Genomic DNA, 15,238 nt, shown 5'->3' on the forward strand with positions numbered 1-15,238 from the left:
GCAGGGGAGCGATTGCCCGGCGGCACGACGCCCGTCGCCGGCACCACCGACCGGGAAGGAAACCGCACATCATGGGAACGCCGACGTCGCGGACAGGCGGGCACGCGCCATCGCTCAGCGTCGTCATACCGACCTTCAAGGACGCCCAGAGCCTCGAGCTGACGCTGCGCTCGCTGAGCCGGCAGTCACTACCGGCTGACCGGTTCGAGGTGATCGTGGTGCGCGACGGCGGAGCCGAGGGGGCGGGGGACTACACCGCCGTGGCCGACCACGGCAAGGCCCTGGATCTCCGTATCGTCGAGTTGCCGGCCCGAGGTGGACGGTCCCGGGCCCGCAACGAGGGCATCCGACGCGCCACCGGGGACACCATCCTGTTCCTCGACAGCGACTCGTACGCGATTCCGACCCTCCTCGAACGACACGTCGCCTTCCACGCCTCCTCCGGCACGCCCCACGTGCTGATCGGCAGACGCAACGAACTCGGCCGGCGGCACCTCGACGCGGTGCTCGCCGGTGGGCCGGTCACGCCGGACTCGGATCACCGCGCCGACGACGGGGGAGACATGCGTTTTCCCAACGGGATGCCGACGGGGGACCACTGGCTGGGTGCCATGTGGATGTTCGCCCACGGCCACAACGTCTCCGCGCCGCGCGAGGTGGTGAACGCGGTCGGTGGGTTCGACGAGGACTTCGGCACGCGCTGGGGGTGGGAGGACACCGAGCTGTTCTACCGGATCGACCGTCACCTCGGCCCGGAGAACCGGGCGTTCCGCTACGACCCGGACGCGCTGGTCTACCACCTGCCGCACTACCGCAACATGCAGCAGAACCTCCAGGACTACACCGGCAACCGCAGGATGATCCTGGCCAAGTACCCGAGCGTCGACTGGGAGTTCGTCGGCGTCGTCGACACGATCTACTCGGCGGAGATCCTCGCCCGGTACCGGGAGGCCATCGCGGACTGCGTGGACCGCCGGGCGTGCCGGATCGCGCCGGCATGGCGTTGGCTCAGGGACCGCCTGCCCGGTTCCCGGACGTTGTGGATCGGCACGGGCACCGCCGAGGTGCCCCTCGGGGAGCGGGCCGTCACGTTCGACTACGGCGTCCCGGCCGGAGGACGCAACTACCACCTCATCGGGATCGACCCGCCCATCACGCCCGGCAGTCTCGACGCCGTGGTCAGCGTCGACTTCTGGCGTTACCTGCACTGGCAGGAACTCTGCTCGTTCCTGGCCTCGTCGACCCGCCTGGGCGCGGAGGTCTACCTGGTCGGCACGGACACGTCTCTCTCGGCCGGGCCGCCGCCCGGTCCGGAGCAGGTGCGGTACCTGGCGCGGGCGCTGCGGCACAGCTTCGAGGTCACCGTGCTGGAGGCCGAGCAGCCCGACGGGTGCTGGGCGCTGCGCCTGCGTGCCGCCGGCACGGCCCGGCGGCGGCGACGGTTCTGAACGGGACGGTGGTCGGGCTGCGGACCGCGCCGGGATAGCTGCCTAGGACGTTCTGCGCGGTGTGCGGTGCGGCACGGTGCACGCCGAACGTCCACCGCCACCGGCGCGGCCGGCAGGGGTACGTCAGCGGTGGGGGACGGCGGCCGGTGACGGCGGGACCCGCAGCACCACCAGGGCGATGTCGTCCTCGCCGCTGGCCGGGTACCGGTCGAGCAGGTGGTCGCACATCTGCTCGGCGGTCGACCCGTGCCGGCCGGCCAGGGTGCCGGTCAGGTCGGCGAGGCCCTCGTCGAGGACGGTGCCACGCCGTTCGATCAGGCCGTCGGTGTAGAAGACGACGGTGCTGCCCGGGGCGAGGGTGACGCGGTGATCACTGCGCACGGCGTCGCTGTCCAAGCCGAGCAGCACCTCCGGCGGGGTCTGCAGCAGGCTGGCGCTTCCTTCGGGGGTGACCAGCACGGGTGGCAGGTGGCCGGCGTTGGCCCAGACCAGGGTGTGGTGGCCGGGTCGGACCTGCTGCTCGTCCCGACCGACGCGGGCCAGGATCGCCGTGGCGAAGGCGTCGACCCGCAGGCCGATCATCGCCGTGTCGAGACCGGCAAGTACGGCTGCCGGGTATTCCCGCGCGCCGTACGCCACCCCGCGCAGCAGGTTCCGGATCTGTGCCATGGTCGCGGCGGCCTGCCGGTCGTGGCCCGCGACGTCGCCGATGACCAGGGCGAGAGATCCGTCGGGCTGGAGGAACGAGTCGTACCAGTCACCGCCGAGGCGGGCCCGCTCGGTCGCCGGCCGGTACCGCACGGCCACCTCCAGGCCCTCGCGTTGGGCGGGCGGGGTCAGCAGGCTGCGTTGCAGCTTCTCGGACAGCTCCCGTTCCAGGCTCGCCACCCGGCGCTCGGCCTGTCGGGTCTGCGCCCGGTGCAGTGCCTGCGTCACCGCCGCGCCGACCAGCCGTACGAACCGCACGTATCCCTCGTCGATCGGCAGGTGCTGGCTCAGTCGCGCCACGAGCACCGCGTCGTCGGCCATCCCGGACGCGTCGGGCAACCGGACCCAGACCACCGTGGTCCCGGCCGAGCTGTCCACCACGACGTCGCCCGCGTCGAACACCGTCGGCGACACGGGGGGCAACGGCCTGCCGGCGACGACACCGGCCGCGCGGGGCAGGAGGACGTCCACGTCGGGCAGGTCGTGGGGGTCCCTACGAAGCACCGTCACCGCCCGGTCGAGGATCTGGTCGGGCTCGTCCAACTCCCCGAGGGTGTCGGTGAGTTCGGCGAGCACGACCAGCCGCCGCTGGGACAGCACCTGTCCCGTGGTCTCCGACGCGATGTCGACGACACCCTCGACCTGCCCGTCGGTGCCCCGGACAGCGGAGTAGGAGAAGGTGAAGAAGCACTCCTCCGGGTAGCCGTGCCGGTCCATCAGGAGCCGCATGTCCCGGGTCCAGGTGGCCCGCTGGGTCGCGCGCACCGACTCCAGCATCGGCCCGATCTTGTCCCAGATCTCCGGGAACACCCGGGCTGCCGGCGCCCCGAGCGCCGCCGGGTGCTTGTGCCCGATCAGGTCGACGTAGGCCGCGTTGTACAGCATGACGAACTCCGGGCCCCAGAACAGGGTCACCGGGAACCGGGTGTGCAGGGTGATGTCGACGGCGGCGCGCAGCGCCCGGCTCCAGCCGGGCACCGGGCCGAGCGGGGTCCCCGCCCAGTCGACCCGCGAGTAGGCCGACCGCAGCGGCCCCGCCGCGTCGAAGAGTTCGTCCACCGGCCGACCATAGCCCTGCCGGTGGGGTGTGGCGGGATCGCACCGATGATCGTTGCCGTCGGGTGCGGCCATGTCGTCGGGGACGATCGGCGGGCCCGGGGTGTCAGTCCGGCAGGGCCGGGACGTGCAGGACGAGGATCGCGGTGTCGTCGCTGGGCTGCGGCGGTGCCGAGGGCAGGGGCGGGTCAGCCGGACAGTTGTCGGACGACGTCCTCGGTGCTGACCACCGGGCAGAGCAGCCCCAGCGTCTCCAGGCTCGCCTGGTGCGCCTGGTCGGTCGCGGCGGTGCAGGCGTCGGAGACGATCACCGGCCGGTAGCCGAGGTTGATCGCGTCGAACACGGTGTCGGTGACCGCGAGGTTGGTGGCCACCCCCGTGAACAGGAGCGTCTCCATGCCCTTGCCCCGCAGGACGGTGTCCAGCTCGGTGCCGAAGAAGCCGCTGAGCCGCACCTGGTGGACGACCACGTCCTCCGGTTCGGGTGCCAGCTCGTCGATGATCTGGGCCTGCGGGGTGCCGCCGAGGAAGGCCTGGTGCTCGGAGACCATCGCGAAGAGGGGGGTGTTGGCGATCAGGTCCGGGTAGCCGGGTCGGTGGACGGTCTGGGTGTAGACGACCAGGCCGTTCCGGGACCGGGTCGCCGCGACGACCCGGGCGGCGTACGACGCGACGCGGTGGCGGATGACCTGTTCGGCGAAGTAGGGGCCGAACGCCCCCTGCGGGCTGACGACCTCGTGCTGCCAGTGGACGTTGACGACGGCGGTGCGGGCCGGATCGAACTCGGGCATGGTCCCTCCGTCACGGAGCGGAGATCTGATGGGGCGCCGGTTGGTACCGTCGCCCTTCCGTAGCGGCCGAACCCCTCCCGAAGGCGTCGAGTCGTCCCCATCGTCCAGATATGTCGAGCAAGGCCATGTAAGCGAGGTTAGCCGGAAGTGCCGGCCTGATGACGAGATCCTCGCCTACCGGCCGTAGACCGAGCATCGTCCGCAGGAGCAACAGGGTCGCACCGGCGGACCACGCCTGCGGGCTGCACGCCGTGGGGTAGTTGACCGGGTACTTCGTGCTGCTCCGGCTGTATCCGGCGAACGCCTCGGGCAGCCGACCGTCGTAGAAGGTCGCCGCGTCGAGGATGCCGGCGGCGATCCGCGCCGCCTCGTCGGCGTAGCCGTAACGCCGCAGCCCCCAGGCGATGAACGAGTTGTCGAACGGCCAGATGGTCCCCACGTGGTAGCCGATCGGGTTGTAGCGGCCCTGGTCCTCGGCCAGGGTGCGGACCCCCCAGCCACTGAAGAGGGCGGGTGACATCAGGTGACGTACCAGGGCCGGGGCCTTCTGGTCCTCGACGATGCCGCTCCACAGCAGGTGTCCGATGTTCGACGACAGGGCGTCCACCTGGCGGCCGTCGCCGTCGAGTGCGAGGGCCATGTACTCGCCGTCGGCGACCCAGAAGTCGCGGTTGAAGCGCTGTTTGAGTTCGGCCGCCTCCCGTTCCAGCCGGTTGGCGTAGGCGGGATCGCCCCACAGGTGGCGGGCCAGTCGGGCGGTGCGCCGCTTCGCGTCGTACGCGTACCCCTGCAGTTCGCAGGTGGCCCGGGGAAAGCCGGGCAGCCGGCCGTCGCGGTGGCAGATGCCGTCCCACGAGTCCTTCCAGCACTGGTTCTCCAGCCCGTTCTCGGTGTTGCGCCGCTCGTAGGAGATGTAGCCGCTGCCGGTCAGGTCGGCGTAGTCGTCGATCCAGTCGATCGCCGCCCGGGCCTCCTGTTCGACGCTGCGGACGAGTTCGGTGTCGCCGGTCCACCGCTCGTACTCGTCGAGCAGTACGAGGAAGAGGGGAGTGGCGTCCGCGCTGCCGAAGTAGGGACTGTGCGGGGTCTCGTCGAAGGCGGTCAGCTCGCCGTAGCGCATCTCGTGCAGGATCCGCCCGGGTTGCTCCTCCCGGAAGTTGTCGACCCGGCTGCCCTGACGGAACGCGAGGACCTTGAGGGTGGTGGCGGCCAGGTCGGGAGCGAAGGGCAGCGCCTGGAGGCTGGTGAAGATGCTGTCCCGACCGAAGAGGCACATGAACCAGGGCAGACCGGCGGCGGGCACGCTCTTGTCCTCGGCGAGGAAGGGGCTGAAGCGCAGCGCGGCCAGGTCGATCAGGCTCTGCCGGTACGTCTCGTTCAGGGGCTCCCAGTCCGACTGCAGTCGCGGTGCCTGGCCCAGCCACTCCATGAGCCGGTGTTCCTTGTCCCGGGCGTCCCGGGTCACCCGACCCGGGATGACCAGCCGCTCCAGGCCTCTCGGCACGGGCAGGTCCGGCAGGGCGCTGAGCCGGGTGTGCCACCTGCTGTGCGGCTCGATCCGGACGTCGAGGGTCACGCCGTCCTCGTCGAGTTGCGCGGGGCTGGTGACGGAAACGATCGTCTCCCGCCGGAACCGCTCCCGTTCGTAGCCGAGGACGAGCCGATCGTCGTCGACCCGGCGGTAGTGTCGTCCCTTCCGCTTCGGTGTGGCGTCCTTGACCTGGAAGAGGTCCGCGAAGTCGGCGTCCACGTCGACCCGGACGGTGAGGTCGACCGGTTGCCCACCGTGGTTGATGATGGTCAGGTCCTCCTGGAGGCCGGTGTTGAGGGTGTGCCGGCGCACCACCGACAGGGTGCTGTTCACGTAGACGTCCTGGTGGCCGGGGACCAGGTAGAACTTGTTCTCGAAGTAGTGGATGTCGTCGACGGAGAGCGTGCTGAGCCGTTCGCCGTTGACCGTCAGCACCCATTTCGACAGCAGCCGTGTGTCGTGGGCGAACAGGCCGACGGGCTCGTCGGGCGAGGCCAGGATGTCACCGGCCTGGTCACACACCAGGAAGGTCGTGCCGTCCAGGATGCCGACGTGGTCCTCAGGCATCGCCACCTCCTCGCCGGCGTGCCCCCGACGGGGGCGGCGGCGGAAACAGCCGGCGGATCACCGCGAAGATCCGGGGAGAGCCCTCCACGGTCGCCTCGCCGCGTAGGACGGTCGTCAGGAAGTACGCCTCCCCACTGGCGATGCGGTCGAAGACCGCCCGGTCGGCCCGGACGACGGCGTCCCCTCCGGTCGCCTCCTCGGAGACGGTGACGTCGCCGTCGCCGATGGAGACCAGCCAGTGGTCGACCTGCCCGTGCCGGCTGACGTCGAAGCGGACACTGCCCGCACCGATCGCCCGCAGCCGGGGGTCGTGTCCCCGCTGGGCCAGGCTGTGGAAGAAATCCCGGGTGGCGTCAGCCATGGCGAACCCTCCTCAGGGCCACTCTGCGCCCCGACGAGTCGTCTCCGCCTCACCCGGAGGAGGTGAATTTTCCTCGCCGGACCTGCCGGCCGTCGACCGCCCAGTGCAGGTCACGCCCGGTCGGCTGCCCACCGGACACCGTCCCGCCGGGCAGTCGGCGGCACTAGCCTGACATCTGATGGATCCCATCCAGGCCACGCTGCTCTTCGCCGCCGGTCTCCTCACGGGTGCCCTCAACGCGCTCGCCGGTGGGGGATCCCTGATCGCGTTCTCGGCACTGATCGGCGTGGGGATACCGCCGCTCACCGCCAAGATGACCAACACGGTCGCGGTGTTCCCGGGGAACGTGGCGAGCGTCGCGGGTGGCTACCGGGACCTGCCGGCCCGGCGGGAGGCGGTCCGTATCCTGCCGGCGGCGCTGCTCGGTGGCATCGTCGGATCGGTACTGCTCCTGCTGACGCCCACCCGTGTCTTCGACCTGATCGTGCCGTTCCTCGTTCTCGCCGCCTCGGCCGTCTTGGCGCTGCGGAACCGGCTGACGGGGTGGGTCGCCCGCACCGCCGGCCACCGTCGTCGGCACCCGGCGGCCCTTCAGGCGCTCGTCGCCGTGGGCGGGGTCTACGGCGGTTACGTCGGGGCCAGCTTCGGTATCGTCCTGCTCGCGAGCCTGGCCTTCCTCCAGGACGAGGCGCTCGCCCGGACGGTCGCCGTCAAGAACCTGCTCCTGGCCGCCGTCTCCTTCGCGGCCGTGGTGCTCTTCGTCGTCCTCGGGCGCGTCGAGTGGTCGGCGGTGGCGTTGCTGGTGCCGGCCACGATCATCGGCGGCTACGGTGGTGCGCGGCTCGTCCGGAAGATCCCGGAAAGGTGGACCAGGTTGGCCATCGTCGTGTTCGGGACGTCCTTCGGGCTGGCGCTCCTCTGGCAGGCCCTCCGGCGGCCGTGACCGCCGGCGGTCAGGTGCCGCGAAGCGCCTCCCGGACGCCCGGGTTCTCGGGTGAGCGCACCGCCGACTGGGTGACGATCAGCGCCCGGGTCGCCCCGTACACCTGACGTGCTCGGGCGCAGGTGTCGTAGGTGTCCAGCCCGAACGGGTCGGCCACCACCCGCTGCGGATCCACGCCGAGTCCGGCCAGGTACGACGTCATCACCGTCGGCTCGTCGCCCGACGCGCCGTTGCCGTCGCCGGACACGAGGACGACGTGGGCGCGTCCAGCGCGCACGAGCGCGGCGGCGGTCTGGAGGCGGCCGGCCAGCCGTTCGCCCGGTTGGTGCCGGTCCGGGGCCACCCCGGTGCCGAGGACGATGACGACGTCCACGGCCGGAGCGGTGGACTCGGGGTACACGTGGCCGTGCGCGGCGACCTTCGTCCACGCCCAGGGGGCACTGGCGAGGAGCAGCGCCGAAACACCGACGGCGGCCAGGCGGGTGAGACGTCGACGGCGCCGGGGGCGGCGCTGCGACCGGTTGGTCACCGTGCCCGCGAGTGCCGCCCCGACGGGGTTTTCCGTATCCACCCCGGTTGTCCTCTCCGGTCGACGACCGGCCCATCGTAGGCGGGGCTCGTCCTTCCCGTGACACCGACCATGTACTGAAATTGGTTAGCATTGCCAGTAAGTCGTCGCCGGTCGGCGGCGGTCGGATGGCGGCGCGGGGTGGACGTCCCGGCCGGGCAGGGGAGGCGGCAGTGGCGACGAGGTCGGTTCCGGGCCCCGCCCGCAACACCCGGCAGCGGGCGGAGCTCCTCCGGCTGCTCGACGGGTCCGACGGGTTCCGCAGCGCTCAGCGGCTGCACGCCGAATTGCGGGACCGGGGCGTGCCGATCGGCCTCACCACCGTCTACCGCCTGCTGCAGGCGCTGGTCGACTCCGGCGAGGTGGACACCATGCGGCTGCCCTCGGGCGAGCAGCTCTACCGCCGGTGCAGCCGTACCCACCACCATCATCTCGTCTGCCGGCACTGCGGTCGCACTGTGGAGATCGCCGGTCCCGCCGTCGAGGACTGGATGCGCCGCACCACCGCCCGGCACGGGTTCGTCGACGTCAACCACACCCTGGAGATCATGGGGACCTGCGACAGCTGCGCCGGCGGATAGCGCCACGTTCGCCCGGCGCGTCGTCCTTGTGGGTCGGGCGACGCGTCGCCTACCGTAATGAAAATGAGAATCGCTTTTACTGGGAAGGGCGGGAGCGGAAAGAGCACCCTCGCCGCCCTCTTCGTGGGATACCTGCGCGCGGCCGGGCACCGGGTGCTCGCCGTCGACGCGGACGTGAACGTGCACCTCGCGCCCCTGCTCGGGGTGGAGGCCCGCCCGGAGAGGGCGCTGTCCCATCCGGACAACGCCCGGCGGGTGCGGCGTCACCTGCTCGGCAGCAACCCGAGGGTGGCCGGCGTCGAGCACTTCGTGCCGACCACTCCACCCGGTCCGGGCTCGCGGCTGGTCACCCTGGACGCCGGCGACCCGGTCCTGGTCGGCCACGCGACGGCGCTCGACCCGCGTACGCACGTGCTGCACGTCGGCACGTACGAACCCGACGACATCGGCGCGGGGTGCTACCACGGGCACCTGGCCGTCCTGGAGAACCTGCTGTCGCACCTGCGGCTGCACGCCGGTGACTGGGCGGTCTGCGACATGGTCGCCGGCACGGACGCCTTCGCCAACTCGCTGCACGCCCAGTTCGACGTGATCGTGGTGGTCGCCGAGCCGACCCCGGAGTCCGTCTCGGTGGCCCGGCGCTACCGGGAGCTGGCGGCGGCGGCCGGGGTGGCGGACCTGCTGGCCGTGGTGGGCAACAAGGTGGTCGACGAGGTCGATCGCGACTACCTGGCCAGGGAACTCGGTGGCGGCCCGCTGGCGGCCCTCTCCGTCCAGGCCGGCCTGCGCCGGGCGCGGCAGGCCGGTGCGTGCCCGGGCCTCGGGGACCTCGACGACGTCACCCCGCTGGCGCGCATCGCCGAGCACGCCCGGGCCCGTCCGATGGCCCCGGAGCGGCGGGAGGCCCTGCTGCGCACCCTGCACCTGCGTCTCGCCGGCCAGAACTGGGTCCGCAGCGCCCACGGCGACGTCACCACGCAACTCGGCCCCGTGCCGGCGTGACCCTCCCGTGCGCCCGCCTCGGCCGTCGGCGTTGAGGTGTTCCGGTGGGCGGGCGTCGGTTTCCGCGCCGGCCCACCGGAAGTGGCGCGTGTCGTCCTCTGGGGACTTCCCCTCGATGTTGATAACGATTATCGTCTTCAGCTATCGAATGGAGGGATGTGCCGATGGACTCCCCGCTGTACCTGCGTCCGCGGGTCGACGGCCGACTGGACCAGCTGCTGGGCCAGCCACGCCTGCTGCACGACCTGGTCCGGGCGCTGGGCTCGCCGCTCAACGTCGTACTGCCCGACCAGATCGCCGACAACGTCGAGGCGTTCCAGGCCGTACACCAGCGACACCACCTGCGCGGTGAGGTGTTCTTCGCCCACAAGGCCAACCGCTCCGCGGCCCTGCTGCGCCGGTTGGCGGCGACACCCGCCGGCGTCGACGTGGCGAGCCTGGGGGAGTTGCAGCACGCGCTCGGCGCCGGCTTCACCCCCCGCCGGGTCATGGCCACCGGCCCCAAGACCCGCGAGTTCCTGTGGCTGGCCGCCCGCTGCGGGATCACCGTCAACCTGGACTCACCCGCCGAACTGGACGACCTCGTCACCCTCGTCCGCCGACACGGACTGCCGCCCGTCCGCGTCCTGGCGAGACTGTCGGCGTTCACCTCGGCCGGGGCGACCATCCTGTCCCGCCCGAGCCGGTTCGGCACCCCGCTGGCCGAGGCCGACCGGTTGCTGGCCCGCCTCGCCGAGACGCGCGACGCGGTCGAGCTGGTCGGGATCGCGTACCACCTCGACACCATCGGCCTGGCCGAGAAGGCGGTCGCCCTGGAGGCGTGCCTGACCGTCCTCGCCGACGCGCACCGGCACGGCCTGCGCCCCCGGATCGTCGACGTCGGCGGCGGCTTCGGCGTGGACTACCTCGCCGACGGCGCGCAGTGGGAGCGGTGGACCAGCGAGCTGGCCCTGGCGGTGCTCGGCCGTCGTCCGGAGCTGACCTGGGGCGGCCACGGTTACGGGTGGCGGGCCGAGGCGGGCACGTTGCGCGGCGCCCTCGGCCTCTACCCGGCGCACCGGCCCTCCTCCGGCCACCGTTACCTGGAGGAACTGCTCGCCACCAGCGCCACCGGCCTGGGCGGACGCACCCTCGCCACGCTGCTCCAGGAACACCTCCACGACCTGTGGGTCGAGCCGGGCCGTGCGCTGGTCGACCAGTGCGGCGTCGTGCTCGCCCGGGTGCTGGAGGTGCGGTCCACCACCGCCGGCTGCCACCTCGTCCGGCTCGACCTCAACGCCGGGGACGTCAGCCTCGAGGAACACGGCGTGATGATGGACCCGGTCCTGCTGCCGGCGAACCCGACCGCGTCCGGCGACACCGCGCCGCACGGCCACCCGGTCTACCTGCTGGGCAACCTCTGCCTGGAAGCCGACCTGATCACCCGACGCATGGTCTTCCTGCCCACCCTGCCCCGCACCGGAGACCTGCTCGCGTTCGCCAACACCGCCGGCTACTTCATGGACTTCAGCGCCGACCACGCCCTGCACCAGCCGGTGGCCCGGATGGTGGCCGCCTGGCAGGACGCCGGCACCTGGCGCTGGTGTCTCGACGAGCAGTACTGGCCCCTCGACACCGGTCGGCGACCGTCCACCCCCGAGCCGACCCCCACCACCACGGCCGACCGGTCCATCCCCGGTCCGCGCCTCCAGGAGACCGCAGCCGCATGAGATACGACAGCATCACCGACGCCATCGGCAACACCCCGCTGCTCCGCATCGACCCTGCCGTGCACGGGCTCGCCCACGTCGACCTCTACGCCAAGCTGGAGCTGCTCAACCCATTCGGGTCGGTCAAGGACCGGGCCGCCTGGACGATGGCCGCGCCCCGGCTGGCCGAGGCCCGCGAGGCCGGCGCCACCGTGGTCGAACTCTCCAGCGGCAACACCGCGAAGGCCCTCGCGGTGATCGCCGGCATGCACGGGCTGCCGTTCACCAGCATCACCAACCGGATGAAGGTCCCCGAGATCAAGGATCTGCTTCTCCTGCTCGGCGCCACCATCGAGGAACTGCCCGGGCAGGCCGAGTGCCTCGACCCGACCAACACCGAGGACCCGCTGACCCGGATCCACCGCACGATCAGCGAGTCGGGCTCGGCGTACCTGCACACCGACCAGTACTACAACCCGCGCAACACGCAGGCGCACGTCGACGGCACCGGACCGGAGATCGTCAAGGATCTCGACGGCCGCGTGCCGGACTACTTCGTCGCCTGCGTGGGCACGGCCGGATCGTCCACCGGCGTGGCCCGGGTGCTGCGCGAGCACGACCCGTCGGTCACCGTGGTCGGCCTGGTCGCCGCCAAGTCCGACTTCATCCCCGGCATCCGCAACATCGACGAGGTCCACGAGGTGGGCCTGTTCGACCCGGACACCTACGACACCATCGAGTCGGTCTCCGCCGACGAGGCGATCGACGGCCTGCTGACGCTCAACCGCCGCTGCGGGGTGCTGGCCGGGCCGACCGGAGGCGGCGCGTACACCGGGGCGGTGCGGCACCTGCGCCGGCTCGACGCCGCACTCGCCGCCGAGGCCGCCGCCGGGCGGGAACCCCGCCGCCGCAGCGCCGTCTTCATCGTCTGCGACCGGGTGGAGAGCTACCTCAGCTACGTCCGTCGCCGTCGGCCGGAACTGCTCCACCAGCCCGCCCGGGTCGGTGCCGTCGCCACGGTCACCGACGCCGAGGCGGACGCGGCCCGCACCGTGGACGTGCCCGCCGCCCGGGAGTGGATCGCCCGGGCGCAGCCGCTCGTGGTCGACCTGCGCGGCACGTTCGCCTACACCGCCGCGCACATCGAGGGCTCGGTCAACATCGTCGACGAGCTCTTCGACGAGCTGCTGCGCGGGGGCCTGCCGTTCGATCGCGGCCGGCCGGTCCTGCTGGCCTGCCCGGTGGGGGAGAAGTCCCGCCGGTACGCGGCCCTGCTGACCCGGATGGGACACACCGACGCCCGCAGCCTCGACGGCGGGGTGGTGGCCTGGCGGGACGCCGACGCCCCCCTGGTGCGCGCCTGATGGCCGCCCCGGCAGCCACTCCGGGCCCGTCCGCCGTCCCGGCGACGCGTACCGGTCCGGTCCCGGCGGCACCACCCGCCGGGCACCCGGACCGGGTGCTCGCCGAACTGGCCGACTGGCAGCGGACCGTCCGCGCCCAGTTCCCCATCCTGACCGGCACCGACGAGGCGTACCTGGACAGCGCCGCCACCGCCCAGAAGCCGCAGGCGGTGCTCGACGCCGTGCAGCGCTACCTCACCGGCGAGAACGCCAACGCCGGACGCGGCACCTACCGGTGGGCCAACCGGACCACCGCGCTGCTGCACCGGTGCCGGGACCGGGTCGGTGACCTGATCGACGACCCCGACCCGGAGCGGTCCGGCGTGCACCTGGTCGGCGGCACCACCGAGGCGCTGCGCCGGGTGGCCCTGGACTGGCTCGTCGACACCCTGGCCGACGGCGACGAGATCGTCGTGCCCGCCGCCGACCACCTGGCCAACGTGGTCCCGTGGCAGGAGGCGCGGGACGCGGCGGCCCGCCGTGGCGTCACCGTACGCCTGGTGGAGATGCCGTACGAACCGTCCGGCGACTACGACGTCGCCGCGCTCGCCCCGCTGGTCGGGGAACGGACCCGCCTCGTCGCGGTCACCCACGTCCACCACGTCTACGGGGTGGACATGAACGTGCACCGGATCCGCCGGCTCGTCGGCGACGACGTGGTGATCTGTCTGGACGCCGCGCAGAGCGTCGGGCACCTGCCGCTCTCGGTGACCGACCTGGACGTCGATTTCCTGGCGTTCTCCGGGCACAAGGCGATGGCGCTGCCCGGCATCGGGGTGCTCTGGGCACGCAACCGCCGTGGTCCCCGCTACGAGCACCGGGGCTGGCAGGGCAGCCCGCACACCGTCGGCGCGGTGAGCCTGGCGGCGGCCGTGGACTGGTTCGAGGCGACCGACGTGACACGGATCGCCCGCTGGACGGTGGCCCTCGGCGCCCGGCTGACCGACGGGCTGAGCCGGCTGCGTGACATCCGCGTCCTCGGCTGCCAGGACAGCCTGACCCTGGACTCGACCGTGCAGCGCCGGCACGGCCCGGTGACCTTCCTGCACCCGGGGATCAGCGCCGCCGACCTCGGGTTCGTGCTGGCCGACCACGGGCTGATGGTGCGCGCCAACGCCCACTGCCAGGGCCCGGCGGGGGAGCGGGAGAACTCGGTACGGGTCAGCCTGCACGCCTACAACACCGTCGAGGAGGTGGACCGGCTCCTCGACGTGCTGGCCCGTCTCGACACCTCCCTGACCACCCCGTCCTACCACTGAGGAGCACCATTGACCTCGTCCGTGCAGAACCCACCGCCGCCGACCGGCACCCGTACCGTGGTGATGGTCGACGTGTACGCGCCGACGATGCGGCTGGCCCGGGCCTTCGCCGACGCCGGCTGCGCCGTCGTCCGGGTGCGCAGCACCCCGGAGGTCCCCGCCGTGTACCAGGGACACGCCGACCCGGCCGCCGAGGCGGTCTTCGTCGACACCATCGTCCACTCCGGCGACGTCGAGCTGACCGGCAAGGCGGTCGCCGACCACGACCCGGTCGCCGTGGTGACCGGCGGTGAACTGGGCGTCGAACTGGCCGACCGGCTGAGTGAGACGCTCGGCCTGACCAGCAACGGGACGCGCTGCAGCGCGGCCCGGCGGGACAAGTACCTCCAGATCGCCGCCGTCCGGGCGGCCGGGCTGCCCACCGCCCGCCAACTGCTCGTCACCGACGCCGACGAACTGGCCGACTGGCACCGGGAGCTGGGCACCCGGGTGGTGGTCAAGCCGGTGCGCAGCGCCGGCAACGACGGGGTGACCTTCTGCGACACCCCGGCCGAGTCGGTCGCCGCCTACCGGGCGGTGGCCGGAGCCCGCAACATCTTCTCCCTGCACAACGACGCCGTGGTCGCGCAGGAGTACCTCAGCGGCACCGAGTACGTGGTCAACACGGTCAGCCGCGACGGCCGGCACCGGGCCACCGACGTCTGGCGGTACACCAAGATCTCCGCCAACGGCGTCCGCGACCGGATCAGCGGCGCGGTCCTGGTGGCCCCCGACGCGCCCGGGCGGGACACCCTCGTCCGGTACGCCGCCGAGGTCCTCGACGCCCTCGACGTCCGGCACGGACCGGCGCACCACGAGATCATGCTCACCGCCGACGGACCCCGGCTGGTCGAGGTCGGGGTGCGGCTGTGCGGCGCGGACACCGCCGCCCAGGCGCTGCTGGCCCTCGGCGAGTCCCAGGTCGAACGGACCGTCCAGGCCTACCTCGACCCGGTCGGCTTCCTCGCCGCCGTGGACGACCCCCAGCAGTTGCGCCGGCACGTGGCGATGGCCTTCCTCACCGCCCCGGTCACCGGGATCCTGCGCGGCTACCCGCTGCTCGACCGGGTCCGGGAGTTGGAGAGCCTGCACGAGATCCAGATCGGGGTGCAGCCCGGCCAGCGGCTGCCGTTGACCGTGGACGACACCACCGAGCCGATGATGGTCGTCCTCGCCCACCCCCGTGCCGAGGTGGTCGAACGCGACCTGGCCACGGTGGGCTGGCTCGACGGGTACGGCTTCTACGACCTGGCGCCCGAGACCACCGCGAGCGCGGCGTGAACGCGGCGACGG

General features: G+C 72.2%; 13 protein-coding genes. 8 read left to right on the forward strand and 5 right to left on the reverse strand.

Annotation, left to right across the window (positions count from 1 at the left end; genetic code table 11):
* Window positions 1–71 precede the first annotated feature (71 nt).
* A complete protein-coding gene (locus ACIBJE_RS17905) occupies window positions 72–1,448 on the forward strand; it encodes a glycosyltransferase family 2 protein (protein WP_396749547.1) in 1,377 nt (458 codons plus the stop codon).
* Between the two features lie 123 nt (window positions 1,449–1,571).
* Here the strand turns inward: ACIBJE_RS17905 and ACIBJE_RS17910 are convergent, their stop codons facing one another.
* The 4 genes from ACIBJE_RS17910 to ACIBJE_RS17925 form a co-directional block, all read right to left on the reverse strand.
* Window positions 1,572–3,215, reverse strand: coding sequence for a PP2C family protein-serine/threonine phosphatase (locus ACIBJE_RS17910; RefSeq protein ID WP_396749550.1), 1,644 nt, complete (start codon window positions 3,213–3,215; stop codon window positions 1,572–1,574).
* 185 nt (window positions 3,216–3,400) lie between these two features.
* Window positions 3,401–4,003 carry a cysteine hydrolase family protein gene (locus ACIBJE_RS17915; RefSeq protein WP_396749553.1) on the reverse strand — a complete coding sequence of 201 codons (603 nt, stop codon included), beginning with the start codon at window positions 4,001–4,003 and terminating at the stop codon, window positions 3,401–3,403.
* 10 nt (window positions 4,004–4,013) lie between these two features.
* Complete coding sequence (locus ACIBJE_RS17920; protein ID WP_396749556.1) at window positions 4,014–6,101, reverse strand: glycogen debranching N-terminal domain-containing protein; 2,088 nt, start codon at window positions 6,099–6,101, stop codon at window positions 4,014–4,016.
* Complete coding sequence (locus tag ACIBJE_RS17925; RefSeq protein ID WP_396749559.1) at window positions 6,094–6,462, reverse strand: SCP2 sterol-binding domain-containing protein; 369 nt, start codon at window positions 6,460–6,462, stop codon at window positions 6,094–6,096. Before ACIBJE_RS17925 ends, ACIBJE_RS17920 begins: the two co-directional genes overlap by 8 nt.
* Before the next feature lie 178 nt (window positions 6,463–6,640).
* Here ACIBJE_RS17925 and ACIBJE_RS17930 point away from each other — a divergent pair, with 178 nt between their 5' ends.
* On the forward strand, window positions 6,641–7,405 hold the full coding sequence (locus tag ACIBJE_RS17930; protein WP_396749563.1) for a sulfite exporter TauE/SafE family protein: 765 nt from the start codon (window positions 6,641–6,643) through the stop codon (window positions 7,403–7,405).
* Between the two features lie 10 nt (window positions 7,406–7,415).
* On the opposite strand, the gene ACIBJE_RS17935 is transcribed toward ACIBJE_RS17930, so the two are convergent.
* Window positions 7,416–7,976 (reverse strand): vancomycin high temperature exclusion protein, encoded by a 561-nt coding sequence (locus ACIBJE_RS17935; protein WP_396749570.1) that lies wholly within the window; start codon window positions 7,974–7,976, stop codon window positions 7,416–7,418.
* A 170-nt stretch (window positions 7,977–8,146) separates the two neighbouring features.
* On the opposite strand from ACIBJE_RS17935, the gene ACIBJE_RS17940 reads away from it, so the two are divergent.
* From ACIBJE_RS17940 to ACIBJE_RS17965, 6 genes are all read left to right on the forward strand, one after another.
* Window positions 8,147–8,554: a Fur family transcriptional regulator gene (locus ACIBJE_RS17940; RefSeq protein WP_396749573.1), complete on the forward strand. Its 408-nt coding sequence runs from the start codon at window positions 8,147–8,149 to the stop codon at window positions 8,552–8,554.
* 63 nt (window positions 8,555–8,617) lie between these two features.
* Entirely contained in the window at window positions 8,618–9,556 is a 939-nt protein-coding gene (locus tag ACIBJE_RS17945; protein ID WP_396749575.1) for an ATP-binding protein, read from the forward strand.
* A 164-nt stretch (window positions 9,557–9,720) separates the two neighbouring features.
* Complete coding sequence (locus ACIBJE_RS17950; protein WP_396749578.1) at window positions 9,721–11,265, forward strand: Y4yA family PLP-dependent enzyme; 1,545 nt, start codon at window positions 9,721–9,723, stop codon at window positions 11,263–11,265.
* A complete protein-coding gene (locus ACIBJE_RS17955; RefSeq protein ID WP_396749581.1) occupies window positions 11,262–12,608 on the forward strand; it encodes a pyridoxal-phosphate dependent enzyme in 1,347 nt (448 codons plus the stop codon). The genes ACIBJE_RS17950 and ACIBJE_RS17955 overlap by 4 nt, the downstream gene beginning before the upstream one ends.
* Window positions 12,608–13,906, forward strand: a complete 1,299-nt coding sequence (locus ACIBJE_RS17960; protein WP_396749583.1) for an aminotransferase class V-fold PLP-dependent enzyme — start codon at window positions 12,608–12,610, stop codon at window positions 13,904–13,906. Before ACIBJE_RS17955 ends, ACIBJE_RS17960 begins: the two co-directional genes overlap by 1 nt.
* Before the next feature lie 9 nt (window positions 13,907–13,915).
* The gene (locus tag ACIBJE_RS17965; protein ID WP_396749586.1) at window positions 13,916–15,226 is read left to right on the forward strand and encodes an ATP-grasp domain-containing protein; all 1,311 of its coding nucleotides are present in this window, start codon (window positions 13,916–13,918) and stop codon (window positions 15,224–15,226) included.
* The last annotated feature ends 12 nt before the right edge of the window (window positions 15,227–15,238 follow it).

It is taken from the genome of Micromonospora sp. NPDC050187 (genome assembly GCF_044459745.1).
In the GTDB taxonomy this organism is placed as follows: Bacteria; Actinomycetota; Actinomycetes; order Mycobacteriales; family Micromonosporaceae; genus Micromonospora.

Excerpts from the sequence above, each read along its gene's own strand:
- ACIBJE_RS17920 (WP_396749556.1), bottom strand. The coding sequence starts at position 6,101 with ATGCCTGAGGACCACGTCGGCATCCTGGACGGCACGACCTTCCTGGTG.
- ACIBJE_RS17925 (WP_396749559.1), bottom strand. The coding sequence starts at position 6,462 with ATGGCTGACGCCACCCGGGATTTCTTCCACAGCCTGGCCCAGCGGGGA.
- ACIBJE_RS17905 (WP_396749547.1), top strand. The coding sequence starts at position 72 with ATGGGAACGCCGACGTCGCGGACAGGCGGGCACGCGCCATCGCTCAGC.
- ACIBJE_RS17955 (WP_396749581.1), top strand. The coding sequence starts at position 11,262 with ATGAGATACGACAGCATCACCGACGCCATCGGCAACACCCCGCTGCTC.
- ACIBJE_RS17960 (WP_396749583.1), top strand. The coding sequence starts at position 12,608 with ATGGCCGCCCCGGCAGCCACTCCGGGCCCGTCCGCCGTCCCGGCGACG.
- ACIBJE_RS17950 (WP_396749578.1), top strand. The coding sequence starts at position 9,721 with ATGGACTCCCCGCTGTACCTGCGTCCGCGGGTCGACGGCCGACTGGAC.
- ACIBJE_RS17930 (WP_396749563.1), top strand. The coding sequence starts at position 6,641 with ATGGATCCCATCCAGGCCACGCTGCTCTTCGCCGCCGGTCTCCTCACG.
- ACIBJE_RS17945 (WP_396749575.1), top strand. The coding sequence starts at position 8,618 with ATGAGAATCGCTTTTACTGGGAAGGGCGGGAGCGGAAAGAGCACCCTC.
- ACIBJE_RS17915 (WP_396749553.1), bottom strand. The coding sequence starts at position 4,003 with ATGCCCGAGTTCGATCCGGCCCGCACCGCCGTCGTCAACGTCCACTGG.